This window comes from Citrobacter sp. Cf132 (assembly GCF_030333885.1).
Taxonomy (GTDB): domain Bacteria; phylum Pseudomonadota; class Gammaproteobacteria; order Enterobacterales; family Enterobacteriaceae; genus Citrobacter; species Citrobacter freundii.
In genome coordinates, this window is sequence record NZ_JAOWFA010000061.1 from 36,146 (window position 1) to 60,248 (window position 24,103).

At 52.2% G+C, this 24,103-nt stretch carries 23 protein-coding genes; 13 read left to right on the forward strand and 10 right to left on the reverse strand.

The genetic code is table 11. The features are described 5' to 3' along the window. The first annotated feature begins 1 nt into the window (after position 1). Both aaeB and OGV85_RS17885 read left to right on the forward strand, forming a co-directional pair. Positions 2-1,969: a p-hydroxybenzoic acid efflux pump subunit AaeB gene (gene aaeB, locus OGV85_RS17880; protein WP_003025171.1), complete on the forward strand. Its 1,968-nt coding sequence runs from the start codon at positions 2-4 to the stop codon at positions 1,967-1,969. Positions 1,970-2,088: 119 nt separating this feature from the next. After that, positions 2,089-2,367, forward strand: coding sequence for a barstar family protein (locus tag OGV85_RS17885; protein ID WP_003025168.1), 279 nt, complete (start codon positions 2,089-2,091; stop codon positions 2,365-2,367). Positions 2,368-2,424: 57 nt separating this feature from the next. On the opposite strand, the gene yhcN is transcribed toward OGV85_RS17885, so the two are convergent. Beyond that, positions 2,425-2,691, reverse strand: coding sequence for a peroxide/acid stress response protein YhcN (gene yhcN / locus OGV85_RS17890; RefSeq protein ID WP_003025165.1), 267 nt, complete (start codon positions 2,689-2,691; stop codon positions 2,425-2,427). A 376-nt stretch (positions 2,692-3,067) separates the two neighbouring features. Continuing rightward, positions 3,068-3,538, reverse strand: a complete 471-nt coding sequence (gene argR, locus OGV85_RS17895) for a transcriptional regulator ArgR (protein WP_003025162.1) — start codon at positions 3,536-3,538, stop codon at positions 3,068-3,070. A gap of 436 nt (positions 3,539-3,974) precedes the next feature. On the opposite strand from argR, the gene mdh reads away from it, so the two are divergent. Beyond that, positions 3,975-4,910 (forward strand): malate dehydrogenase, encoded by a 936-nt coding sequence (mdh, locus tag OGV85_RS17900; RefSeq protein WP_003025158.1) that lies wholly within the window; start codon positions 3,975-3,977, stop codon positions 4,908-4,910. A gap of 56 nt (positions 4,911-4,966) precedes the next feature. Here the strand turns inward: mdh and degS are convergent, their stop codons facing one another. The 3 genes from degS to zapG all read right to left on the reverse strand — a co-directional run bounded on the left by degS (position 4,967) and on the right by zapG (position 8,058). After that, positions 4,967-6,034: an outer membrane-stress sensor serine endopeptidase DegS gene (gene degS, locus OGV85_RS17905; protein WP_003025154.1), complete on the reverse strand. Its 1,068-nt coding sequence runs from the start codon at positions 6,032-6,034 to the stop codon at positions 4,967-4,969. An 89-nt stretch (positions 6,035-6,123) separates the two neighbouring features. After that, on the reverse strand, positions 6,124-7,491 hold the full coding sequence (gene degQ / locus OGV85_RS17910; protein WP_003025151.1) for a serine endoprotease DegQ: 1,368 nt from the start codon (positions 7,489-7,491) through the stop codon (positions 6,124-6,126). A 168-nt stretch (positions 7,492-7,659) separates the two neighbouring features. Then, positions 7,660-8,058, reverse strand: a complete 399-nt coding sequence (zapG, locus tag OGV85_RS17915; protein ID WP_003025147.1) for a Z-ring associated protein ZapG — start codon at positions 8,056-8,058, stop codon at positions 7,660-7,662. Positions 8,059-8,250: 192 nt separating this feature from the next. Between zapG and zapE the strand changes: the two genes are divergently transcribed. The 5 genes from zapE (at position 8,251) to sspB (ending at position 11,898) form a co-directional block, all read left to right on the forward strand. Continuing rightward, positions 8,251-9,378, forward strand: coding sequence for a cell division protein ZapE (gene zapE / locus OGV85_RS17920; RefSeq protein ID WP_057063936.1), 1,128 nt, complete (start codon positions 8,251-8,253; stop codon positions 9,376-9,378). A 218-nt stretch (positions 9,379-9,596) separates the two neighbouring features. Next, complete coding sequence (gene rplM / locus OGV85_RS17925) at positions 9,597-10,025, forward strand: 50S ribosomal protein L13 (protein ID WP_003025141.1); 429 nt, start codon at positions 9,597-9,599, stop codon at positions 10,023-10,025. A gap of 15 nt (positions 10,026-10,040) precedes the next feature. After that, entirely contained in the window at positions 10,041-10,433 is a 393-nt protein-coding gene (rpsI, locus tag OGV85_RS17930) for a 30S ribosomal protein S9 (protein WP_003025138.1), read from the forward strand. Between the two features lie 317 nt (positions 10,434-10,750). Further along, positions 10,751-11,389, forward strand: coding sequence for a stringent starvation protein SspA (sspA, locus tag OGV85_RS17935; protein ID WP_003025132.1), 639 nt, complete (start codon positions 10,751-10,753; stop codon positions 11,387-11,389). A 5-nt stretch (positions 11,390-11,394) separates the two neighbouring features. Continuing rightward, entirely contained in the window at positions 11,395-11,898 is a 504-nt protein-coding gene (gene sspB, locus OGV85_RS17940) for a ClpXP protease specificity-enhancing factor (RefSeq protein ID WP_003025130.1), read from the forward strand. 56 nt (positions 11,899-11,954) lie between these two features. Here the strand turns inward: sspB and dcuC are convergent, their stop codons facing one another. After that, the gene (gene dcuC, locus OGV85_RS17945; protein ID WP_061548608.1) at positions 11,955-13,322 is read right to left on the reverse strand and encodes an anaerobic C4-dicarboxylate transporter DcuC; all 1,368 of its coding nucleotides are present in this window, start codon (positions 13,320-13,322) and stop codon (positions 11,955-11,957) included. A gap of 360 nt (positions 13,323-13,682) precedes the next feature. Here dcuC and nanR point away from each other — a divergent pair, with 360 nt between their 5' ends. The 5 genes from nanR to nanQ all read left to right on the forward strand — a co-directional run bounded on the left by nanR (position 13,683) and on the right by nanQ (position 18,674). After that, entirely contained in the window at positions 13,683-14,474 is a 792-nt protein-coding gene (gene nanR / locus OGV85_RS17950) for a transcriptional regulator NanR (RefSeq protein ID WP_003844825.1), read from the forward strand. Positions 14,475-14,733: 259 nt separating this feature from the next. After that, positions 14,734-15,627, forward strand: a complete 894-nt coding sequence (nanA, locus tag OGV85_RS17955; protein WP_003839909.1) for an N-acetylneuraminate lyase — start codon at positions 14,734-14,736, stop codon at positions 15,625-15,627. Between the two features lie 110 nt (positions 15,628-15,737). Then, positions 15,738-17,228 carry an MFS transporter gene (locus OGV85_RS17960; protein ID WP_061548607.1) on the forward strand — a complete coding sequence of 497 codons (1,491 nt, stop codon included), beginning with the start codon at positions 15,738-15,740 and terminating at the stop codon, positions 17,226-17,228. Positions 17,229-17,334: 106 nt separating this feature from the next. Continuing rightward, the gene (gene nanK, locus OGV85_RS17965; RefSeq protein ID WP_060854936.1) at positions 17,335-18,204 is read left to right on the forward strand and encodes an N-acetylmannosamine kinase; all 870 of its coding nucleotides are present in this window, start codon (positions 17,335-17,337) and stop codon (positions 18,202-18,204) included. Positions 18,205-18,206: 2 nt separating this feature from the next. Further along, on the forward strand, positions 18,207-18,674 hold the full coding sequence (nanQ, locus tag OGV85_RS17970; RefSeq protein ID WP_003025108.1) for an N-acetylneuraminate anomerase: 468 nt from the start codon (positions 18,207-18,209) through the stop codon (positions 18,672-18,674). Positions 18,675-18,732: 58 nt separating this feature from the next. On the opposite strand, the gene OGV85_RS17975 is transcribed toward nanQ, so the two are convergent. The 4 genes from OGV85_RS17975 to OGV85_RS17990 all read right to left on the reverse strand — a co-directional run bounded on the left by OGV85_RS17975 (position 18,733) and on the right by OGV85_RS17990 (position 24,091). Then, positions 18,733-20,013: a cytosine deaminase gene (locus tag OGV85_RS17975; RefSeq protein WP_003025105.1), complete on the reverse strand. Its 1,281-nt coding sequence runs from the start codon at positions 20,011-20,013 to the stop codon at positions 18,733-18,735. After that, on the reverse strand, positions 20,003-21,253 hold the full coding sequence (gene codB, locus OGV85_RS17980; RefSeq protein ID WP_003844832.1) for a cytosine permease: 1,251 nt from the start codon (positions 21,251-21,253) through the stop codon (positions 20,003-20,005). Before codB ends, OGV85_RS17975 begins: the two co-directional genes overlap by 11 nt. A 137-nt stretch (positions 21,254-21,390) precedes the next feature. Continuing rightward, positions 21,391-22,473: a PDDEXK nuclease domain-containing protein gene (locus OGV85_RS17985; protein WP_061548605.1), complete on the reverse strand. Its 1,083-nt coding sequence runs from the start codon at positions 22,471-22,473 to the stop codon at positions 21,391-21,393. Between the two features lie 199 nt (positions 22,474-22,672). Then, the gene (locus tag OGV85_RS17990; RefSeq protein WP_061548604.1) at positions 22,673-24,091 is read right to left on the reverse strand and encodes a glutamate synthase small subunit; all 1,419 of its coding nucleotides are present in this window, start codon (positions 24,089-24,091) and stop codon (positions 22,673-22,675) included. Between the last annotated feature and the right edge of the window lie 12 nt (positions 24,092-24,103).

Here is a 24,103-nt window from a genome sequence, read left to right on the forward strand (position 1 = left end):
GATGGGTATTTTCTCCATTGCCAACCAGCATATCCGCTTTGCGGTAAAACTGGCCTGCGCGATTGTACTGGCGCTGTTCGTTGGCTTTCACTTCCAGCTTGAGACCCCGCGCTGGGCGGTGCTGACCGCGGCCATTGTGGCTGCAGGTCCGGCCTTTGCCGCTGGCGGAGAACCTTATTCAGGTGCTATCCGCTATCGAGGCATGTTGCGTATTGTCGGGACATTTATCGGCTGTATTGCCGCCCTGATCATTATCATCAGCATGATCCGCGCCCCGCTATTGATGATCCTGGTGTGTTGTATCTGGGCCGGTTTTTGTACCTGGATCTCGTCGTTAGTGAAGATCGAAAACTCTTATGCCTGGGGGCTTTCAGGCTATACGGCGCTGATCATCGTCATTACTATCCAGGCTGAACCGCTGCTGACGCCGCAATTTGCGCTCGAACGCTGTAGTGAAATTGTGATGGGTATTGTCTGTGCCATTGTTGCCGACCTGCTCTTTTCGCCCCGTTCGGTGAAACAGGAGATTGATGTCGAACTGGATAGCCTGCTGGTGGCGCAATATCAGCTTATGCAGCTGTGCATTAAGCATGGCGACAGTGAGGAAGTGGACAAAGCCTGGGGAGATTTAGTCCGGCGTACGGCGGCGCTGGAAGGCATGCGTAGTAACCTGAATATGGAGTCCTCGCGCTGGGTGCGGGCTAACCGCAGACTCAAGGCATTGAATACGCTGTCGCTTACGCTTATCACACAATCCTGCGAAACCTATCTTATTCAGAATACCCGACCAGAACTGATCACCGATACCTTCCGCGAGTTATTCGATACGCCGGTTGAAACGGTACAGGATGTCCATAAACAGCTGAAGCGGATGCGTCGGGTGATTGCATGGACCGGTGAACGTGACACACCTGTCACAATTTACACCTGGGCCGGGGCGGCAACGCGCTATCTGTTACTTAAACGTGGAGTTGTCAGCAACACCAAAATTAGCGCTATCGAAGAAGAGATCCTGCAAGGTGAACCGGTGGTGAAAGTGGAATCTGCCGAGCGTCACCATGCGATGGTTAACTTTTGGCGCACCACGCTTTCTTGTGTGCTGGGAACCTTATTCTGGCTGTGGACCGGCTGGACATCCGGCAGCGGCGCAATGGTGATGATTGCGGTCGTCACCTCGCTGGCAATGCGTTTGCCCAACCCGCGCATGGTGGCGATAGACTTTATCTACGGTACGTTGGCGGCGTTACCGCTCGGGGCACTCTATTTCCTGGTGATTATCCCTAATACGCAGCAAAGCATGTTGTTGCTGTGCCTGAGCCTGGCAGTGCTGGGATTCTTTCTGGGGATTGAAGTACAGAAACGACGGCTGGGTTCGATGGGGGCGCTGGCCAGCACCATTAATATCATCGTGCTGGATAACCCGATGACCTTCCACTTTAGCCAGTTCCTGGACAGTGCGCTGGGGCAGATTGTTGGCTGCATGTTGGCGTTTATCGTTATTCTGCTGGTGCGTGATAACTCTCGTGACAGAACGGGTCGTGTGTTGCTCAACCAGTTTGTCTCGGCGGCGGTTTCAGCGATGACCACCAACGTGGTACGTCGTAAAGAAAACCACCTCCCGGCGCTTTATCAGCAGCTGTTTTTGCTGATGAACAAATTTCCGGGCGACCTGGCGAAGTTTCGCCTGGCGCTGACCATGATCATCGCGCATCAGCGCCTGCGCGATGCGCCGGTGCCGGTAAACGAAGATCTCTCCGCATTCCATCGCCAGCTTCGACGCACTGCCGATCGCGTGATTTCTGCAGGAAATGACGACAAGCGCCGACGCTACTTTAGCCAGTTGCTGGAAGAGCTTGAGATCTATCAGGAGAAATTAATCATCTGGCAAGCACCACCACAGGTGACCGAGCCGGTAAAACGACTCAGTGGGATGTTGCACAAATACCAGCATGCGCTGGTCAGTAATTAAGAGTTGAAAACCGACGCTAAAAGCGTCGGTTTTTTTATGGCTATACTTACCTGAAAATGCGAGAGACCCCTACATATTGGCGGTCTGTAGAGTGGCTGGCGTCGGGATGGTGGCTATAGATGAATATCTATACATTTGATTTTGACGAGATAGAAGACCAGGGTGATTTCTATCGCGAGTTTACGCGCACGTTCGGTCTCGCCAGGGAGAAGGTGGTTGATTTAGATTCTCTGTGGGAGGTGGTTATCGGGGAAGTTTTACCGTTGCCGCTGGAGATTGAATTTGTCCATTTACCGGACAAGCTGCGCAGGCGATACGGCGCGCTGATTTTACTGTTCGATGAAGCGGAAGAAGAGCTGGAAGGGCAGTTGCGTTTTAACGTTCGTCACTCAATGTAAGACATAAAAAAGCCCCCGGCAGGCGGGGGCAAGTCGTCGGACTTAGACGACGAGGGTTTATTTGTAGAGTTCTGCAGTAGCGTGCCAGTGAGCACCTTCACGGAGTTCGGTGACGCGATAGCTGCTGGCGCCTGCTTTTTCAGCCTTAGCGGCGATGGCCTGACGCATGTCCATTGGTGAACTACCGATTTGAGATACGGAGATGCTACCCATAGATTGCAGATTCTGTGCTTCTTGTGAGTTCACCTGAGTAACTGCGGCGCTTGCACCGAAGGAGAGAACAGAAAGAAGGCTTAAGGTTGCAATAGTAGTTTTGATTTTCATGATATTTACCTCGTCGAATTCTTTTATAGGGGTCTACGTTTCGTGACCCTCATCACAAAATCAAGTATACACTAATAACCTAATAAATTAATACCACGCTAATTGTTTCTATGGGTAGTAAGTGTTAAGAAATATATTTTTTATAACCAAATGGAATTAAAAAGAGCGTTTCGAACATTTTAAAATAAATAAATTAAATAAAATCAATTGGATATAGTTTTTTGCAAAATGTGCGTTTTTAAGCCTTCATATTCACTGTGTGAATGGTTTTTGACGGTTAAACGCACCATTTGTTAAATGCATAGCAGTTAAAAATAGACGGAAGGGGGTAGAAAGAGAGTGTTTTCCCCCGCCGCGAGGCGACGGGGAGGCGGTATTACAGTTCTTGTTCGAACAGTTCCAGAATGGCTTCGTACAGATCTTTTACCGTAAAACCCTTAGCTGGGGTGGTGAAGATGGTATCGTCACCGGCAATCGTACCCAGGATACCTTCCGCTTTCCCCAATGAGTCCAGCAGACGTGCAATCAACTGAGCAGCGCCAGGACTGGTATGAATAACCACGACCGCATCGTTATAGTCGATATCCAGCACCAGATTTTTCAGCGGACTGGAGGTCGTAGGCACGCCCAGCTCCGCCGGAAGACAGTACACCATTTCCATTTTCGCATTGCGGGTACGCACGGCGCCAAATTTGGTCAGCATGCGTGAAACCTTGGACTGATTGATATTATCAAAGCCCTGATCCTGCAATGCGAGGACGATTTCGCCTTGAGAGCTGAACTTTTCTTCTTTAAGCAGCGCTTTAAACGCCTTTACTAATTCTTCTTGTTTTGCCGAGCTTCGCATAAGTCACCCGTAATATGGCGGTAGAAACAACATTATTGTGCATACAGATGAATTTTTATGCAAACAATCTGCCTTGTTCAAGGCTGAAATAATGTTATGAAAGAGCGGAATTTTATCAAATTTCGTTATCAAGAAACATGCCTGTGTCACGGCTCGCAAATAAGGTTAAAAGTAAATTAAATGTTATCAAATTGATGTTGTTTTGAGAGGTGGGTAGGGTATATTGTCAGCACCTGTTGGAAAGTTGCTCTACTGTGCGGGTGGTTTTGAATTACGTAACTTAGGTTTTATTTTACGTAAGTTAAATGCATAAAAGCCAAATTTGCGTGACTACGCATTCTTGACGCGTGGTTGTTGTATTCGTTGGATTTGTGAATTAAGGTCGCCGCCGCGGAGCAATAGACATTTTGCTTATCAATATAATAAGGAGTTTAGGATGAAAGTTGCAGTCCTCGGCGCTGCTGGTGGTATCGGTCAGGCGCTAGCATTACTGTTAAAAACCCAACTGCCTTCAGGTTCAGAACTCTCCCTGTACGACATCGCTCCAGTAACACCTGGTGTGGCCGTTGATTTGAGCCATATCCCTACTGCTGTGAAAATCAAAGGCTTCAGCGGCGAAGACGCTACCCCTGCACTGGAAGGTGCTGATGTGGTACTGATCTCTGCGGGCGTCGCACGTAAACCGGGTATGGATCGTTCCGACCTGTTCAACGTCAACGCCGGTATCGTGAAGAATCTGGTGCAGCAGGTTGCTAAAACCTGTCCGAAAGCATGTATCGGTATCATCACCAACCCGGTGAACACGACCGTTGCTATCGCTGCAGAAGTCCTGAAAAAAGCAGGCGTATACGATAAGAACAAACTGTTTGGCGTGACCACGCTGGACATCATCCGCTCCAACACCTTTGTTGCGGAACTGAAAGGCAAGCAGCCTGGCGACGTTGAAGTCCCGGTTATTGGCGGCCACTCTGGCGTGACCATTCTGCCGCTGCTGTCACAAATTCCTGGCGTAAGCTTCACCGAGCAAGAAGCAGCTGACCTGACCAAACGTATCCAGAATGCGGGTACTGAAGTTGTGGAAGCTAAAGCCGGTGGCGGATCTGCAACCCTGTCTATGGGTCAGGCCGCAGCACGTTTCGGACTGTCACTGGTTCGCGCACTGAGCGGCGAAAAAGGTGTGGTTGAATGTGCTTACGTTGAAGGCGATGGCCAGTATGCTCGCTTCTTCTCTCAGCCGCTGCTGCTGGGCAAAAACGGCGTAGAAGAGCGTCAGTCTATCGGCAAGCTGAGCGCGTTTGAACAAGCTGCGCTGGAAGGTATGCTGGATACGCTGAAGAAAGATATCACTCTGGGCGAAGAGTTCGTTAAGTAACGAACTGCCCAAAAGTAAAAAACCGGAGCACTTGCTCCGGTTTTTTTATATCCGTATTAGTTGGTCGCCGGATATTCCTGAATCGTGACCTGCAGCGTCAACTGCTTGTCATCGCGCATCACGACCACGGAGATAACTGAACCTGGTCGAATCTCTGCCACCTGGTCCATCGTTTCCAGTGCAGATACCGCCGGTTTGTTATTGACCGAGATAATCAGATCGTTAACCTGAATACCTGCCTGTGCTGCCGGACCGTCCGGGGCTACTTCGTTAACCACAATCCCCTGAATTTGATCCATCCCGCCGCCCTGGGCGTGCAGTGGCGCAATTTCTCGGCCGCTGATGCCGATATAGCCGCGAATCACGCGCCCGTCACGAATCAGCTTATCCATGATTTTGGTTGCCAGTTGAAAAGGAATAGCAAAGCCGATCCCTTCCGGGGTTTCGCCATCGTTGCTCTTATCAAATGACAGGGTGTTAATACCCATCAACTCGCCCAGCGAGTTGACCAGCGCGCCGCCGGAGTTACCGTGGTTGATGGAGGCATCGGTTTGCAGGAAGTTTTGCCGTCCCGTCGGGTTCAGGCCAATACGACCGGTGGCACTGATAATCCCCTGAGTGATGGTTTGCCCGAGGTTGTACGGGTTCCCGATTGCGAGAACCACATCGCCGATGTGCGGTACGCGTTTGTTATTAATTGGAATTGTCGGCAGTCCACCAGTGGCGTTGATTTTCAGCACCGCAAGGTCGGTTAACGTATCAGACCCCACAAGCAGCGCTTCAAATACGCGACCGTCCTGCAATGCGACGATGATTTGGTCTGCATCGTTAATGACGTGCTTATTGGTAATGATATAGCCGCGCTGATCCATGATAACGCCTGAGCCGAGCGTGCGGATCTCAAGCTGGTTATGTGCTGTGCTGTTCATACTGCGGTTATAAACGTTAACGACGGCAGGTGCTGCACGGCGAACCGCCGGGTTATAGCTGGCGGGCGTTTCATCTGCACTGTCGAACTGCGGTGCGGTAAGCGTATTAATTTTGCGCAGCGAGGGCATCGCGGCCAGCAGAATAGCGCCGACGATTAAACCAATCGCGACCGAACGTAAAAGCTTCACAAACATGATGGCGGCGTCATTAATAAAGGGAACGGCTGCAGCATATCACGAGTTTACCGGACATCACACGAGGGGCTGATGTCCGGTTGCATGCGTTAACGCAGGAGCAGGTAAATACTCTCGTTACCGCGCACCACCTGCAGGGCAATGATCGACGGTTTCGCTTCCAGCACTTTACGCATTTCAGCGATCGAGTTTACGCGATCGCGGTTAACGCCAATAATAACGTCATCTTTATGCAGTCCGGCCTGTGCGGCAGGGCTGCTTTTTTCAACGTTATCAATTCTGATGCCTTTGGTACCGTCTTTTAACTGACCGTCGCTGAGCGTGGCCCCTTGCAACGCAGGCGCAATCATCTCTGCGCTGGCGGACGATGATGTGCTGGTATCGAGGGTGACTTCAACCTCCAGCGGTTTACCGTTACGTAGCAGGCCCAGTTTGACTTTGGTCCCTGGTTCGGTTGTCGCAATACGTGAACGAAGTTCGGCGAAGCTGTTAAGCGGTTTACCGTTGAGACTGGTAATGACGTCACCTGATTTCACCCCCGCTTTTGCGGAGCCGGAGTTAGGCAGAACCTCACTGACAAACGCGCCACGCTGTACGTCCAGTTTGAACGCTTTGGCGATATCGGAAGTCATCTCGGTGCCTTTGATGCCCAACAGACCGCGTTTGATTTCACCAAACTGCATCAGCTGCTGTGCCAGCGTGCGCGCCATGTTGCTCGGGATTGCAAAACCAATACCGATGCTGCCGCCACCGGGGGCCAGAATCGCGGTGTTAATACCGATCAGCTCACCGTTGAGGTTAAGCAATGCGCCGCCGGAGTTACCGCGGTTGATAGAGGCGTCAGTCTGAATAAAGTTTTCCAGACCTTCCAGGTTCAACCCACTGCGACCCAAAGCCGATACAATCCCGGAGGTGGCTGTTTGACCCAAACCGAACGGGTTACCCACAGCCACCGCGAAATCACCCACGCGGAGTTTATCAGAGTCAGCAATGGCAATTTGCGTCAGGTTGCTGGGGTGTTGAATTTGTAGCAGTGCGATATCGCTCTGATCGTCGCTGCCAATAAGCTTTGCGTCGAACTCACGACCATCATTAAGCTGAACGCTGATTTTTTGCGCCTGATTAATAACGTGGTTATTGGTCAGGACGTAGCCTTTGGCGGCATCAATAATGACACCTGAACCCAGTCCTTCAAAAGGTTGGGAAGGTTGATCGGGAAGTTCATCACCAAAAAACTTTTTGAACTCTTCCGGGACTTTCTGCCCCTGAGTGGCGGTGCCTTCGACCCTTACACTCACCACGGCTGGCAACACTTTCTCCAGCATCGGGGCGAGGCTGGGGAGCGCAGCCTGACCGGGAACCTGGCCGGGAATCGACGCAACGGCCGGGAATGGCGCCGAGAGAGTTAACCCGACACTTAACGCTAATGCACTCAACAGCTGGGTTTGTTTTTTCATGGATCCTGCTCTCGTACCTTGAGTAAACGGAAGATGATTCAAAACAGTTTGATGTTATTGAATTTTCGGTTTGGTCACAATGAGGCTAACGACTAAATAATAGCTGGGACGGGAAGAGAAGCGGAGGGCGCAATTGCTGCGCCCAATAAATTTCTTAACGATGTGCGGTTAGTCGCGCTTTGCGCCACTACGCAGCAGGCCAGATGCCCCTTCAGAATAGTCACGTGGCATCTGAACCGGCGCCTGATCGTTGCCTGCTTCAGACTCTGCCAGACGATTACGGAACGGGTTGTTTTCTGGCGACATACCCGGCAGCAGGTTGCTGGAGCTTTTCGCCATGTGCTGGTAAATCTGACGATAATCGTCCGCCATGTTATCCAGCAATTCAGCGCTGCGGGCAAAGTGGCTCACCAGTTCTTCACGGTACTCTTCCAGCTCAGCTTTATTTTTTTCCAGTTCGTACTGCAATGCCTGCTGTTGGCGTAATTTCCGATTACCAAAACGCATGGCTACAGCACCAATAATGATACCGACGACTAACCCAATTAGCGCATATTCCCAGGTCATGAACATCTCCCGTTGTCTTGTGTTTCCGTAGGGTGTTGGCTTTAGGCTCCATGCCTGCGCCTGATTATGCCACTATAACCGCTAATCCCGTAGAAGTGGAATCCCGTGTTTATATCACGTAATGTAGAACGGCCTTTTTTTCGTCAACCGTGAGCGACGGCACATCGATTCTCAAGGAATAACAATAACATCATGCAAAGCCTTTCCCCGACATCGCGTTACCTGCAAGCCCTCAACGACGGCAGTCATCAGCCCGACAATGTACAACAAGAAGCCGTGAATCGACTGGAAACAATTTTCCAGGCACTTACGACGCCAGCGCGACCTGCGCCGCAGGAGAGCGGACTGATGGCGCGTTTTGGCAAATTGCTGGGCAAGCGTGAGTCGCCGATCAACACACCGGTGCGTGGTTTATATATGTGGGGCGGAGTTGGGCGCGGAAAAACCTGGCTGATGGATCTGTTCTACCATAGTCTGCCGGGCGAACGTAAACAACGTTTGCACTTTCATCGTTTTATGCTGCGTGTGCATGAAGAGCTTACTGCCTTACAGGGGCAGAGCGATCCGCTGGAAATCATCGCCGATCGCTTTAAGGCCGAAACGGACGTGCTGTGCTTTGACGAATTTTTTGTTTCTGATATTACCGACGCCATGCTACTCGGCGGCCTGATGAAGGCACTGTTTGCCCGTGGCATTACGCTGGTGGCGACCTCCAATATTCCGCCAGACGAGCTGTATCGCAACGGTTTACAACGCGCGCGTTTTCTTCCTGCCATTGATGCTATCAAACAGCATTGCGACATCATGAATGTTGATGCTGGCGTCGATTATCGTCTGCGCACCTTAACGCAGGCGCATTTGTGGCTGTCGCCACTGAATGAGGAAACCCGCCAACAGATGGATAAACTCTGGCTGGCATTAGCGGGAACCAAAGGTGAACATGCGCCGACGCTGGTGATCAATCATCGTCCGATGCAGACGCTGGCCGTCGAAAACCAAACGCTGGCGGTGTCATTTACCACGCTCTGTGTCGATGCGCGTAGCCAGCATGACTACATTGCGCTGTCGCGTTTGTTTCACACGGTACTGTTGTCTGATGTGCCGGTCATGACTCCGCTGATGGAGAGTGAAGCGCGGCGCTTTATCGCATTGGTGGATGAGTTCTACGAACGCCACGTCAAGCTGGTGGTCAGCGCGGCATCGCCACTCTATGAAATTTATCAGGGCGAGCGTCTGAAGTTTGAATTTCAGCGCTGTTTGTCGCGTTTGCAGGAGATGCAAAGCGAAGAGTATCTGAAGCGGGAACATTTAGCCGGTTAAACCTGCCGCAAATCACATAAAGGGGTCGATCTTTGACCCTGACTTCTCTATAATCTTGCGACCCCACGTTACGAGAGAGTTTTTTTCCCAAAACTTTCTATGCGCCGGCATAGGCTATTCGAAGGGGTAGGTTTGCTGGACAATGTCGTGTGAACCTCAACTGACAAAACGTTTGGGTGTTCACCAACGTGTAACTTATTTATTTGGGTAAGCTTTTAATGAAAACTTTTACAGCTAAACCAGAAACCGTAAAACGCGACTGGTATGTTGTTGACGCGACCGGTAAAACTCTGGGCCGTCTGGCTTCCGAACTGGCTCTGCGCCTGCGCGGTAAGCACAAAGCGGAATACACTCCGCACGTAGATACCGGTGATTACATCATCGTTCTGAACGCTGACAAAGTTGCTGTAACCGGCAACAAGCGTACTGACAAAGTGTACTATCACCACACCGGCCACATCGGTGGTATCAAACAAGCGACCTTTGAAGAGATGATTGCTCGCCGTCCTGAGCGTGTGCTTGAAATCGCGGTTAAAGGCATGCTGCCAAAAGGCCCGCTGGGTCGTGCTATGTTCCGTAAACTGAAAGTTTACGCTGGCAACGAGCACAACCACGCGGCACAGCAACCGCAAGTTCTTGACATCTAATCGGGATTATAGGCAATGGCTGAAAATCAATACTACGGCACTGGTCGCCGCAAAAGTTCCGCAGCTCGCGTTTTCATCAAACCGGGCAGTGGTAAAATCGTAATCAACCAACGTTCTCTGGAACAGTACTTCGGTCGTGAAACTGCCCGCATGGTAGTTCGTCAGCCGCTGGAACTGGTCGACATGGTTGAGAAACTGGATCTGTACATCACTGTTAAAGGTGGTGGTATCTCTGGTCAGGCTGGTGCGATCCGTCACGGTATCACCCGCGCTCTGATGGAGTACGACGAGTCCCTGCGTGGCGAACTGCGTAAAGCTGGCTTCGTTACCCGTGATGCTCGTCAGGTTGAACGTAAGAAAGTCGGTCTGCGTAAAGCACGTCGTCGTCCTCAGTTCTCCAAACGTTAATTGTACTCTGCTTCGGCAGACGACAATTTGCGAAAAAACCCGCTTTGGCGGGTTTTTTTATCGTTATTTTTCGCCTCAGATCCACGGTAATCCGCTGATTGCCACCTCTTTTTCCCCCATTTCAAGAATCGACTCACCACAAAGGTCACAAAATCTGGTAAACTATCATCCAATTTTCTGCCCAAATGTCCGGTATCGTTCATTTTTTGTTTGTATTTTGAACAGCAATGACTTTCCCGAGTCTGGGTGACATCACTTCTGGCTGGCCACTGAGTGGCTGGTAGCAGTAAAAATTCTGAATATACCTGGAGGTTTTCATGGCTGTCGCTGCCAACAAACGTTCGGTAATGACGCTGTTTTCTGGTCCTACTGACATCTATAGCCATCAGGTCCGCATTGTGCTGGCTGAGAAAGGTGTTAGTTTCGAGATTGAGCACGTGGAAAAGGACAATCCACCTCAGGATCTGATCGACCTCAACCCGAATCAGAGCGTACCGACACTGGTGGATCGTGAGCTGACCCTGTGGGAATCTCGCATCATTATGGAATACCTGGATGAGCGCTTCCCGCATCCGCCGCTGATGCCGGTTTACCCGGTTGCGCGTGGTGAAAGCCGCCTGTACATGCAGCGTATTGAAAAAGACTGGTACACGCTGATGAATGTCATCGTGAACGGTTCTGCATCTGAAGCCGAAGTCGCGCGTAAGCGTCTGCGCGAAGAACTGCTGGCAATTGCGCCAGTATTTGGCCAGAAACCTTACTTCCTGAGCGATGAGTTCAGCCTGGTAGACTGTTACCTGGCGCCGCTGCTGTGGCGTTTACCGCAGCTGGGTATTGAATTCAACGGTGCAGGTTCGAAAGAACTGAAAGGGTACATGACTCGCGTCTTCGAACGTGACTCTTTCCTGGCTTCTCTGACTGAGCCTGAACGTGAAATGCGTCTGGGCCGGGGTTAACCTGTATGGATTTGCCACAGCTAACACCACGCCGTCCGTATCTGCTGCGCGCATTCTATGAGTGGTTGCTAGACAACCAGCTCACGCCGCATCTGGTGGTGGATGTGACGCTCCAGGACGTGCAGGTTCCAATGGAATATGCGCGTGACGGGCAAATTGTTCTGAATATTGCACCGCGTGCGGTGGGCAACCTGGAACTGGCTAACGATGAAGTGCGCTTTAACGCGCGCTTCGGTGGTGTGCCGCGTCAGGTGTCTGTGCCGTTGGCTGCTGTTCTGGCAATTTATGCACGTGAAAATGGCGCTGGTACGATGTTCGAACCGGAAGCCGCCTACGATGAAGATGTCGCCAGCTTAAATGATGACGACAACGACGCGTCTGGTTTTGAGAGTGAAACAGTCATGTCGGTCATTGATGGCGATAAGCCTGACAATGGCGACGACAACGATCCTGATGACACTCCGCCGCCACCTCGCGGTGGGCGTCCAGCGCTGCGCGTAGTGAAATAAATAGTGAAATAAAAAAACAGGCCCTTTCGGGCCTGTTCTGTTTTCTGGCTTCGGGATCAGTAAAACAGCGCGATGGTGGCTACCATATTCACCACAAATCCTACTGCCATCGGGATTGCTGTACGTTTTACTACTTCAAAGGGCGACACGCCGGCAATACCTGATGTCACGACAATTACAGCGGTTATGGGTGACACCGCGCGGGCAAGCGTAGTGGCAAAATGCATCGGCATAATCATCACTACTGCAGGAATATGCAGCCCGGCGGCAATATCCGGAATGAGGCTGGCAAAAGACATAAACGGTGCGTTGCCTGACCCCATGACAATCGCACAGGCGGCGATGACCATCGCCATGATGATCATCACGCCAATGCCGCCAAGACCGGAATGCTCTGCGCCTTTTATTACGGCGTCGACAGTCCCGATAGTCGTCAACCCTTTCGCAAAGATTTCACCGGCGACCACCAGCGTGACAACGTTGGCAAACTGCGTCCCCATGCCGTCAAAAAAAGCCTGCACATCATCCATCGTTTCGCGCAGATTATGTTTATGCAGGAATTCAACAAACATAGTCAGCGTCATGCTCATCAACATCACCACCACCAGATTCAACTCTGCTTTCATTAGCCCCATTTGCGCAAGGGCAAGCGAGCCCAGCATCAGGATCAGCGGCATGACGGGTAGAATGGCGTAATAGAGCGGAGGTACGTTTTCCAGCGTCTTTTGTTCAGCAAATCCGTTGCTTTCCTGTGCGGCTTTTTTATCAAACTGACGCTGAACGAAAAAATGCGCAATGGCGACGGCGACAATGACACACGACGCGACGGGCAACTGGTATTGAAAGAAATAAGTGGCGATTTTCATACCCGCGACCTGCGCGGCAAAAATAGAGTTGGTTTCCAGAATGCCCCATTCAATCGACATCGAAGTGGCAATGACCGCAACAGCGGATAAACGGCTCACGCCAAGACTGACCAGCGTTGGGAATAGCGTCACCATCAGCAACATACCTAACCCGGATGCGCTGGTAATAAATTGCGCCATGATCTGACCAATCACATAGGTGGCGGCAAGCACAACATAGGGTGAGCGGATTAGCTTGAGCGGGCGGCTTAACAGGCTAACCATCGCTCTGCTGGCTCCCATTCTGTCCATATAACGGGCATAACCACCCACCGCCATGATTGATAAACCCAGTCCGGCCGCGCGGTTGGAGAGCATACGCAAAATTTCGTTGTAAATATCGACCAGTAGATAGCCACTGCTCTTATCGTCAGCGACCAACACGCCGTAGCCCAGCCAGACGCCGCAGATCATCAGGAAGATCCCGGCGGCGGCCAGCACGACCTGCGGTTTGTAGTTTTTGAGGATCAAGTAACCCATCGTTAATAAAACGATGACAGAGATAATGATGCCGAACATTGTTTCACTCCATGCCAGAGAAGAAGATAAATCCGGTAATAACGCTGTTATCCCAACGGATGTTATATTTTTCTGGGCATTTTTTATGGAGTGAATATCTTATTTTTAATTCAAGGGTTTAATTATTTATCGTTATAAAATAGATGGTTATGATAAATTATCACGTTAATGTTCATAAATTTCATGAAGATGATATAACTCTATTAAATTAAAAATAGGCGGAAGATACTCGCTTAAAATAATATTGCTGTTACGTATATTATCAATAAGCCAGCGGGGGCGGATCGACCATCATTTCACCCTGCTTTCGATCCTGTGTTAGGATAAACCCGCTGTTGTTTGTCACCACGACTTAGCTGAATGGACCCTATGAACGCATTTGATTCGCAAGCTGAAGACTCTCCATCCACCATTGGCCGTAGCTTACGCAATCGCCCGCTGGCGCGTAAAAAACTGTCTGAAATGGTTGAGGAAGAACTGGAGCAGATGATTCGTCGTCGGGAATTTGGCGAGGGCGAACAGTTGCCGTCTGAACGGGAGCTGATGGCCTTCTTTAACGTGGGCCGTCCTTCTGTACGAGAAGCGCTGGCCGCGTTAAAACGCAAAGGTCTGGTACAAATCAACAACGGCGAGCGCGCCCGCGTTTCGCGTCCTTCAGCTGATACCATCATCAGCGAGCTGTCTGGTATGGCGAAAGATTTCCTCGCACATCCCGGCGGCATTGCCCACTTCGAGCAGTTGCGACTGTTCTTTGAATCAAGCCTGGTTCGATACGCCGCCGAACATGCGACAGATGAGCAAATCGACAGGCTGGCGAAAGCGTTGGAGATCAACAGCCAGTCGCTCGATGACAATACGTTGTTCATCCGTTCGGACGTTGATTTTCACCGCGTACTGGCGGAGATCCCGGGCAATCCCATCTTTATGGCGATCCATGTTGCGCTGTTAGACTGGTTAATTGCTGCCCGTCCGGCCGTTGCCGATCAAGAATTGTATGAACACAATAACGTGAGTTATCAGCAGCATATCGCTATTGTCGATGCGATTCGTCAGCGCGATCCTGAAGAAGCAGACCGTGCACTGCAAGAACATCTCAATAGCGTTTCCGCAACCTGGCACGCCTTCAGCAAAAGTAAAAAATTGCGTAAGTAATCGCGATCCTGACGATCTTTTAAACCCAAAATCATTCAAGTTGCATCAAGGCGGCAAGAGAGCGAGTCCCCTGGAGCATAGATAACTATGTGACAGGGGTGAGCGAACGCAGCCAACGCAGAGGCGGCTCGAAGGATGAAGTGTTTAGTGAGGTAGATCGCACTATAAGCGTTCTCTATTGTATTGCTGCTTATTTGATCTGGTATAACAGGTATAAAGGTATGCAGTCAGATAACACTAATCATCGTCAGAGGTCGTTATGGCAAGAAATTTAAAAGGCGTAATGCCAGCGTTGTTAACTCCATTCGATAACCAACAGAAACTGGACATCGAGAGCCTGCGCCGTCTGGTGCGTTTCAACATTGGTCAGGGGATCGATGGGCTGTATGTCGGTGGCTCAACGGGTGAGGCTTTTGTCCAGAACCGCGCTGAAAGAGAGCAGGTTCTGGAAATTGTTGCTGAAGAAGCAAAAGGCAAGGTGACGCTGATCGCCCATGTTGGCACGGTGAGCACCGAAGAGAGTCAACAGCTGGCGAGCGCTGCGCATCGATACGGATTTGATGCGGTTTCGGCCGTCACGCCGTTTTACTATCCGTTCAGCTTTGAAGAGCACTGCGATCACTACCGCGCAATTATCGATTCCGCCGATGGCTTACCGATGGTGGTCTATAACATCCCGGCACTGAGCGGCGTAAAACTGACGCTGGATCAGATCAACACGCTGGTGACGTTGCCGGGCGTTGGCGCACTGAAGCAAACTTCTGGCGATCTCTATCAGATGGAACAGATCCGCCGCGCTCATCCCGATCTGGTGCTTTATAACGGTTATGACGAGATCTTCGCTTCTGGACTGCTAGCAGGCGCAGATGGTGGTATCGGTAGCACTTACAACATCATGGGATGGCGTTATCAGGGAATTGTGAAAGCGCTCAAAGAAGGTGACATTCGCACGGCGCAAAAGCTGCAAACCGAGTGCAATAAGGTTATCGATCTGCTTATTAAGGTTGGCGTGTTCCGCGGCCTGAAAACAGTACTGCACTATATGGATGTGGTTTCTATTCCACTGTGCCGTAAACCCTTTGCTCCGGTAGATGAACGCTATCTGCCGGAACTGAAAGCGCTGGCAAACCAACTGCTGGCGGAAAAGGCGTAATCGTGGGTCGCCGGGGGCGCTTCGCTTGCCCGGCCTGGATTTTTCGACCGTAAGCCGGGTAAGGCAAAGCCACCACCCGGCACAACAACAAAGATCGTCGGGAGAGTAAAATGAGTACTTCTACCCAGAGCATCCCGTGGTATCGCCATCTCAATCGGGCACAATGGCGGGCATTTTCCGCCGCCTGGCTGGGATATTTGCTTGATGGTTTCGATTTTGTGTTAATCGCCCTGGTGCTGACAGAAGTGCAGGGCGAATTCGGACTGACGACGGTGCAGGCCGCCAGCCTGATCTCGGCCGCCTTTATCTCCCGTTGGTTTGGCGGGTTAGTGCTGGGGGCAATGGGCGACCGTTACGGACGCCGTCTGGCAATGGTCACCAGCATCATTCTGTTCTCCGTGGGGACGCTGGCCTGCGGCTTCGCGCCGGGCTACACCACCATGTTTATCGCCCGTCTGGTTATCGGTATGGGAATGGCGGGTGAGTACGGCTCCAGTGCAACCTATGTTATTGAAAGTTGGCCTAAACACCTGCGAAATAAAGCCAGTGGCTTCCTGATTTCCGGTTTCTCTGTTGGCGCGGTGATCGCCGCGCAGGTCTACAGCCTGGTGGTTCCGGTCTGGGGGTGGCGCGCGCTGTTCTTCATCGGCATCCTGCCAATTATCTTCGCCCTCTGGCTGCGTAAAAATATTCCGGAAGCGGAAGACTGGAAAGAGAAACACGAAGGCAAAGCGCCAGTGCGCACGATGGTGGATATTCTCTACCGGGGCGAGCATCGGGTAATTAATATTCTGATGACGATCGCCGCTGCAACCGCGCTGTGGTTCTGCTTTGCTGGCGACCTGCAAAATGCGGCTATCGTGGCGGTCCTCGGCCTGATATGTGCGTTTATTTTCATTAGCTTTATGGTGCAAAGCAGCGGGAAGCGCTGGCCGACGGGCGTCATGCTGATGGTGGTCGTACTATTCGCCTTCCTCTATTCATGGCCCATTCAGGCGCTGCTGCCAACCTATCTGAAAACCGAGCTGGCCTATGATCCGCACACGGTTGCCAATGTCCTGTTCTTTAGCGGATTTGGCGCGGCGGTCGGTTGTTGCGTCGGCGGTTTTCTTGGCGACTGGCTGGGTACGCGTAAAGCCTATGTCTGCAGTTTGCTGGCCTCGCAGTTTCTGATTATTCCGGTGTTTGCGATAGGCGGTTCAAACGTCTGGGTACTGGGTTTGCTGCTGTTTTTCCAGCAAATGCTCGGCCAGGGGATCTCCGGGATCTTACCAAAATTGATTGGCGGCTATTTCGATACCGACCAGCGTGCGGCGGGCCTGGGCTTCACCTATAACGTGGGCGCACTGGGTGGGGCTCTGGCACCGATCATCGGCGCGCTGATTGCCCAACGTCTGGATCTGGGCACCGCGCTGGGATCGCTCTCTTTCGGCCTGACATTTGTGGTGATCCTGCTGATTGGTCTCGATATGCCGTCCCGCGTACAGCGCTGGCTGCGTCCTGAAGCGTTACGTACGCATGATGCCATTGATGGTCGACCGTTCAGCGGGGCTGTGCCGTTCGGCGGTGACAAAAGCACCATGGTGAAATCCAAAAGTTAATCCCATTGCCCGGTGTTGAACCGGGCAATTAGCGAAAGGGAAGAAGTATGTCGTTACTTGAGCAACGGGATAAAAAGCGTATCACCGCGATGCAGAAGGCGGTGTCATGACCACATTGGCAATGGATATCGGCGGTACCAAACTGGCTGCCGCGCTGTTAGACAGTAATCTGCAAATTCGCGAGCGGCGTGAATTGCCGACGCCCGCCAGCAAAACGCCGGAGGCGCTGCGCGCTGCGCTACAAGCACTGGTTGCACCGCTACAGGGGCGTGCTAATCGGGTGGCGATCGCCTCGACGGGGATTATCCGTGAGGGGGCTTTACTGGCGCTGAACCCGCATAACCTTGGCGGGTTGATGCATTTTCCGCTAACACAAACGCTGGAACAAATCACCGGCCTGCCGACGCTGGCAGTCAATGACGCACAGGCGGCGGCCTGGGCGGAATACCACGCTATGGCAGATGAGATAAGCGACATGGTGTTTATCACCGTGTCGACAGGCGTCGGCGGCGGCGTGATCAGCAGCGGCAAGTTACTCACCGGGTCTGGTGGTCTGGCTGGGCACTTAGGACATACGCTGGCGGATCCCAATGGACCGGCCTGCGGCTGCGGACGTGTGGGCTGCGTCGAGGCGATTGCTTCCGGTCGAGGGATCGCGGCTGCAGCCGAAGGTACGCTTGCTGGATGCGACGCCAAAACCATTTTTAGCCGCGCCGGGCAAGGAGATGAGCAGGCAAGCAGGTTGATCCATCGCTCGGCGCGTACTTTGGCAAGGCTTATCGGCGATGTGAAGGCCACGACCGATTGCCAGATTGTGGTGATTGGCGGCAGCGTTGGGCTGGCTGAAGGATATCTGGCGCTGGTTGAACATTATCTGGCACAAGAGCCCTTGGCCTATCACGTGGAATTACTGGCGGCGCATTACCGCCATGACGCTGGATTACTGGGGGCCGCGCTGTTGGCCCAGGGAGAATGATGATGATATCAGATGAGTTGCGTTCACTGCCTTCTGCCGGATTACATCCGGTCTTACAGCAGGCATTAACGCTTGCCATTGCGGCGAATCCGCAGGAGAAAACGCCAGGGCGCTACGCGTTGCAGGGCGATACTATTTTTATGAATGTCATGCAGTTTGCGACGCAGAGCCCAGAGCAAAAGAAAGCGGAACTGCATCAGCAGTACATTGATATTCAGGTGCTGTTGTCCGGCGAAGAACGCATTCTGTTCGGGATGACCGATTCTGCTCGCCAGTGCGATGAGATGCATGTTGAGGATGACTATCAGCTGTGCAGCGAGATTGCCGATGAGCAGGCGATCGTACTGAAACCGGGAAGATTTGCGATTTTTATGCCGGGCGAGCCGCATAAACCGGGCTGTATGGTGGGGGGGCCGGGGGAAATCAAAAAGGTCGTGATCAAGGTGCGCGCCAGCTTATTACAAGCCTGACGATGAGAGACCGTGTCGGATGGCAAGGCTTGTGCCATCCGACACTGGATAGAACAACTTAGCGCTTAAACGTCACCGCTTCCGGCTGCGCCAGATGCAGCGTGGTCTGGCTTGGCACTGTCTCAGCAATGACTCGCCCGTGACGAATGGAATAACGTGCAGGCGTCTGGCGACGAACTGCGTCAAACCCATTTTCTGCCGCTAAAATCACCAGATTTCCGGAGTTTCCCACGTTCAGACCGTAATCCTGCAGGTGCAGGGTTTTCGCACTGTGGGTGGTAACCAGGTTCAGCCCATCGTTGATTTGTCCGTATCCCATCAGCTGACACACATGTAATCCCATATGCAGTACCTGCAGCATATTGGCGGTGCCCAGCGGATACCACGGGTCGAAGACGTCATCATGGCCGAAGCAGACGTTGATCTCCGCTTCCAGCATCTCTTTGACGCGCGTTACGCCGCGACGTTTAGGATACGTATCAAAGCGCCCTTGCAGGTGAATATTTACCAGTGGGTTCGCGACAAAGTTAATGCCGGACATTTTCAACAGGCGAAAGAGGCGGGAAGCATACGCGCCGTTATAGGAATGCATTGCCGTGGTATGGCTGGCGGTCACGCGTTCGCCCATATTGTCACGATGCGCCAGCGCCGCGACGGTTTCAACAAAGCGTGACTGCTCATCGTCAATTTCGTCGCAGTGCACATCGATAAGCCGATCGTATTTCTGCGCCAGAGCGAAAATTTTGTGCAGAGACTCAACGCCATATTCACGCGTAAATTCAAAGTGGGGGATCGCGCCAATGACGTCTGCGCCCAAACGCACGGCTTCCTCTAATAGCGCTTCACCGTTGGGGTAAGAAAGAATGCCCTCTTGCGGGAAGGCGACAATTTGCAGCTCTACCCACGGCGCGACTTCTTGCTTCACCTCCAGCATGGCTTTCAGTGCAGTCAGCGTCGGATCGGAAACGTCAACGTGCGTGCGGACATACTGGATGCCGTTGGCCATCTGCCACTTCAGCGTCTGCATGGCGCGCGCTTTGACGTCTTCGTGCGTGAGCATTGCCTTACGTTCGGCCCAACGCTCAATGCCTTCAAATAACGTACCAGACTGGTTCCAGCTCGGCTCGCCTGCGGTTTGCGTGGTGTCCAGATGGATATGTGGCTCAACGAACGGTGGAATGGCCAGGCCGCCTTCGGCATCAAGCACTTCGCCCTGCGGTAACGTGGCGGTGTCCTGTGGCTCAATCCGGCTGAAGCGCCCGTTTTCAATCGTGAGCTGCCACAATCCTTCGCGTCCCTGTAAACGTGCCTGACGAAGGGTGATGTTATTATTCTGCATGGCTGACCTCTGGTGATTTAGCAAGGCTGCGATTAAAAAGTGGATTCAGCAGGATATAGCTGAATACGCCGCCAAGTACGGCGTTGACGGGCACAATACCGGGAATATAGTGACCTGCGGCAATGCCCAATGCAACGGACAGGATCGCTATCCAGTTTACGGAAATAAATTGCGCTTTGCTGAAGTCGGCATAGCGACGATGGTTCAGCAGATAGTCGGCGATGATCACCCCGCCAATCGGGGGAATTGCTGCCGACAGAAAAGTCAGCCAACCGACAAAGTTATTGTAAAGCCATAGCGCGCACAATGTGCCGATAATACCGTTAGCCACCGACAGCGTACGGCTGGAAAGGCCGGTAATATTGGCAAATCCCAGACCTGAGGCATACAGCGCATTGTCGTTAGTCGTCCAGATGTTCAGACCGAGCACTACAATCGCGGGCAGCAGCAGTCCCTGGGCAATCATCACGTCAGAGATATCCGCCTGTCCAACGGCAGCCGCGCCCGCAGCGCCGAAGATGAACATCAAGGAGTTGCCAAGGAAAAACGCCACCATGGCAATCAGCACCGCGCCTTTGGCGTTGCGACCAAAGCGAACGAAGTCGGCGGTTAATGTTCCTGCGCTGACAAACGAACCGACCACCAGCGCCAGGGCGGTGGAGAAATTCAGCGGCGTCTGCGGCACTATCGCTTTTAAATGGTCTAAACCGCCGACATCACTCACCGCCAGCCAGACGGAGTAGCTGCCAAGAACGACGATGGCAGGCACGGCGATGATAGATAAAACGGTCAGCGCCGAGATGCCAAAAAAGATGGTCAGGGTCATCAACAGACCAGAAACCGCAATCAGGATATTGACGTCAATTCCCGTCGCTTTGCCCACCGGGATAGCAAACATAGCCACACCCACGCCAAACCAGCCTACCTGCGTACCGCCTAACAACAGTGAAGGAAGCCATGAACCTTTCAAACCAAATGAGTAACGCGCCAGAAGGTGGGTTGAGAGCCCTGTTTTTGCGCCGATAAAACCGAGAAATGCAGTGTAAATACCGAGGAGAAGATTACCGAAGAGAACTGCCAGGAAGAAATCATTATAGGAAAGACCGGTACCGAGTGTGCCACCGGTCCACATACTGGCGGAAAAAAATGTAAGCCCCAACATGACAAATGTTAGTGGAACCACGCCTTTCCGCGCCGCCAGAGGGACGGGGCCTTGGCTATAATTGTTGTCCTGCGACACAACGCCTCCATGAATTTTGCCCAAAAAATCCGCCGCATAATATACAGTTCTCAGAATAAAGCAAACGATTACGTATAATCTTTACATGGTTATTATTTATGGTGTTGATGATTGCGTTGATTTTCCTTGGTCGACAGTTAACCCGCGTCTGTGAGTTGAGTTCCCAGCATGGTTTGTGAACGAATGAGCTCGTCTGCAAGTAATTTTTCATCAGGTAGCTGTACTTTGTACTCGCTCGCCTGGATGGTATTCGGTAGGCCGTTCAACGCGTAGTGCGCTTCCCCCGCCCCTTTTCCTGCGCACAGAATCAGCCCGACTGGCGGATTTTCCCCCGGTATCGTCCAATGTTCTTTGGCATAGTTCAGATACATATTCATCTGCCCGGCATCCGCATAGCTGAATTTGCCTACTTTTAGATCAACGAGCAACAGGCAGCGTAAACGACGATGAAAGAACAGCAGATCGACGCGGAACCAGTTATCGTCAATGCGCAATCGACGCTGACGGCCAACAAAAGCAAAATCGTCGCCGAGCTCCAGCATAAAGTCCATCAGGTGATTGATCAGCGCCTCTTCAAGCTCCGATTCTGAATACTCATCCTTGAGGCCAAGAAACTCCAGAATGAACGGATCGCGGATGGCCTTTTCAGGCAAGACTTCAGGCTCCGTCGGGACTGCCTTCTGCAACATGGCGGATTTGTCGCGGGACAACAGCGTCCGCTCATAAAACTGAGTGGCAATTTGTCGATTGAGCTGCCGTACTGACCAGCCGTTACGGAGAGTCTCTTTCTCATAAAAAGTGCGGGCATCGGCATTTTTAACAGACAAGAGGCGGACATACGCCGACCAGGGTAGTGGGAATGTTTTGGCGAGTTGTATGAGATTTTGAGATTCACCAGACAGTGTCTGCTGAATCTCAATTTGTTGAAAATAAAGATAAAACATACGCATTTGCCGTATGTTTACCATGGAAAACCCCCGTTTATAGCGTTGGTTTAGATCCACTGACAGCCGTTCAATAAGCTGAGCGCCATAGGCTGCCCGGGATTCACCACCTTGCTCAAATTCAACAATTCGTCGACCAATTTCCCAGTAGGTCGCCGTCATTAGTGCATTGATACTACGGACAGTTTCTGTCCGCGCGGTGTCCAGTAGTCGAACAATTCCGTTATGGATTTGCTGATAGTCATCTGCATCCTGAAGTGACGTCGGCGTGGTCATACTTCATCCCTTTTGTGAAAGTTACGGTGTAAAAATATTCCGCGATCAATACGCCCGGGTGCTGAAGTGGTCAATCCACGTTCTACTAATTACAAAGACTTGCAGTCTTAATTGCGAGTAGCTTTCAAAGAATGGTGGAGAAATACGGAGAAAAAAAGCCCCTGTCGACAAACGTGAACAGGGGCCAGAGAAGGCTCTTTTACACTTCCAGGTAATTCAGAATCCCGTCTGCCGCTTTACGACCTTCGGCAATCGCGGTGACCACCAGATCCGAACCGCGTACGATGTCGCCGCCTGCGAAGATTTTCGGGTTGCTGGTCTGGAAAGCGTTGTCGCTACGTTCCGGGGCAATAATGCGCCCCTGTGAATCCAGTTCGACGCTGTGCTCTTTCAACCATTCCATGCTATGTGGGCGGAAACCAAACGCCAGGACCACGGCATCAGCCGGAACAACGTGCTCGGAGCCAGCGACGATCTCCGCACGGCGACGTCCCTTCGCATCCGGTTCGCCCATTTCAGTGCGCGCCATTTTCACGCCGCACACTTTCCCGTTGGCATTCACTTCCACACCTAAAGGCTGGACGTTGAACTGGAACTCGACGCCTTCTTCACGCGCATTTTTCACTTCGCGTTTGGAACCCGGCATGTTCTCTTCGTCGCGACGATAGGCGCAAATGACGTGTGCAGCATTCTGGCGAACCGAAGTGCGCACGCAGTCCATCGCGGTATCGCCACCGCCGAGCACGACGACACGTTTGCCTTCCATGCTGATGTATGGCTCATTGCTGCTTTCGCCAAAGCCCATCAACTGTTTGGTATTGGCAATCAGGAACGGCAGGGCATCAAACACGCCATCAGCGTCTTCGTTTTCCAGCCCGCCGCGCATCGACTGATAGGTTCCTACGCCAAGGAACACGGCGTCGTAATCCTTCAGCAAATCGTTGAGCTGTACGTCACGGCCTACTTCCACGTTCAGTTTGAACTCAATGCCCATGCCGGTGAAGATTTCACGGCGACGGGTCATGACCTCTTTTTCCAGCTTGAAGGCTGGGATACCGAAGGTCAGCAAGCCGCCGATTTCCGGGTGACGGTCAAAGACCACCGCCTTCACGCCGTTGCGGGTCAGCACATCAGCGCACGCCAGACCTGCAGGACCGGCACCGATAATGGCGACGCGCTTGTCCGTCTGGCGAACACCGGTCATATCCGGACGCCAGCCCATCTCAAACGCTTTGTCGTTGATATAGCGTTCAATATTGCCGATGGTCACCGCGCCGAACTCATCGTTCAGCGTACAGGAACCCTCACACAGACGGTCCTGCGGACACACGCGCCCGCAGACTTCCGGCAGGGTGTTGGTCTGATGTGACAGCTCAGCCGCTTCAAAAATACGTCCCTCATTCGCCAACTTCAGCCAGTTCGGGATGTAGTTATGCACCGGGCACTTCCACTCGCAGTACGGGTTACCGCAGGACAGGCAGCGATCTGCCTGTGCTTTGGCTTGGCCTTCGGAAAACGGCTCGTAAATCTCGATAAACTCGATCTTGCGGATCTTCAGCGGCTTCTTCGGCGGATCAACACGCTGCAGGTCGATAAATTGGTATACGTTCTGACTCATTGCTGCTACCCC

Bases quoted from the DNA above. Each gene is read 5' to 3' on its own strand.
- aaeB (WP_003025171.1), top strand. From the start codon at position 2: ATGGGTATTTTCTCCATTGCCAACCAGCATATCCGCTTTGCGGTAAAA.
- OGV85_RS17885 (WP_003025168.1), top strand. From the start codon at position 2,089: ATGAATATCTATACATTTGATTTTGACGAGATAGAAGACCAGGGTGAT.
- yhcN (WP_003025165.1), bottom strand. From the start codon at position 2,691: ATGAAAATCAAAACTACTATTGCAACCTTAAGCCTTCTTTCTGTTCTC.
- argR (WP_003025162.1), bottom strand. From the start codon at position 3,538: ATGCGAAGCTCGGCAAAACAAGAAGAATTAGTAAAGGCGTTTAAAGCG.
- mdh (WP_003025158.1), top strand. From the start codon at position 3,975: ATGAAAGTTGCAGTCCTCGGCGCTGCTGGTGGTATCGGTCAGGCGCTA.
- degS (WP_003025154.1), bottom strand. From the start codon at position 6,034: ATGTTTGTGAAGCTTTTACGTTCGGTCGCGATTGGTTTAATCGTCGGC.
- degQ (WP_003025151.1), bottom strand. From the start codon at position 7,491: ATGAAAAAACAAACCCAGCTGTTGAGTGCATTAGCGTTAAGTGTCGGG.
- zapG (WP_003025147.1), bottom strand. From the start codon at position 8,058: ATGACCTGGGAATATGCGCTAATTGGGTTAGTCGTCGGTATCATTATT.
- zapE (WP_057063936.1), top strand. From the start codon at position 8,251: ATGCAAAGCCTTTCCCCGACATCGCGTTACCTGCAAGCCCTCAACGAC.
- rplM (WP_003025141.1), top strand. From the start codon at position 9,597: ATGAAAACTTTTACAGCTAAACCAGAAACCGTAAAACGCGACTGGTAT.
- rpsI (WP_003025138.1), top strand. From the start codon at position 10,041: ATGGCTGAAAATCAATACTACGGCACTGGTCGCCGCAAAAGTTCCGCA.
- sspA (WP_003025132.1), top strand. From the start codon at position 10,751: ATGGCTGTCGCTGCCAACAAACGTTCGGTAATGACGCTGTTTTCTGGT.
- sspB (WP_003025130.1), top strand. From the start codon at position 11,395: ATGGATTTGCCACAGCTAACACCACGCCGTCCGTATCTGCTGCGCGCA.
- dcuC (WP_061548608.1), bottom strand. From the start codon at position 13,322: ATGTTCGGCATCATTATCTCTGTCATCGTTTTATTAACGATGGGTTAC.
- nanR (WP_003844825.1), top strand. From the start codon at position 13,683: ATGGACCCTATGAACGCATTTGATTCGCAAGCTGAAGACTCTCCATCC.
- nanA (WP_003839909.1), top strand. From the start codon at position 14,734: ATGGCAAGAAATTTAAAAGGCGTAATGCCAGCGTTGTTAACTCCATTC.
- OGV85_RS17960 (WP_061548607.1), top strand. From the start codon at position 15,738: ATGAGTACTTCTACCCAGAGCATCCCGTGGTATCGCCATCTCAATCGG.
- nanK (WP_060854936.1), top strand. From the start codon at position 17,335: ATGACCACATTGGCAATGGATATCGGCGGTACCAAACTGGCTGCCGCG.
- nanQ (WP_003025108.1), top strand. From the start codon at position 18,207: ATGATATCAGATGAGTTGCGTTCACTGCCTTCTGCCGGATTACATCCG.
- OGV85_RS17975 (WP_003025105.1), bottom strand. From the start codon at position 20,013: ATGCAGAATAATAACATCACCCTTCGTCAGGCACGTTTACAGGGACGC.
- OGV85_RS17985 (WP_061548605.1), bottom strand. From the start codon at position 22,473: ATGACCACGCCGACGTCACTTCAGGATGCAGATGACTATCAGCAAATC.
- OGV85_RS17990 (WP_061548604.1), bottom strand. From the start codon at position 24,091: ATGAGTCAGAACGTATACCAATTTATCGACCTGCAGCGTGTTGATCCG.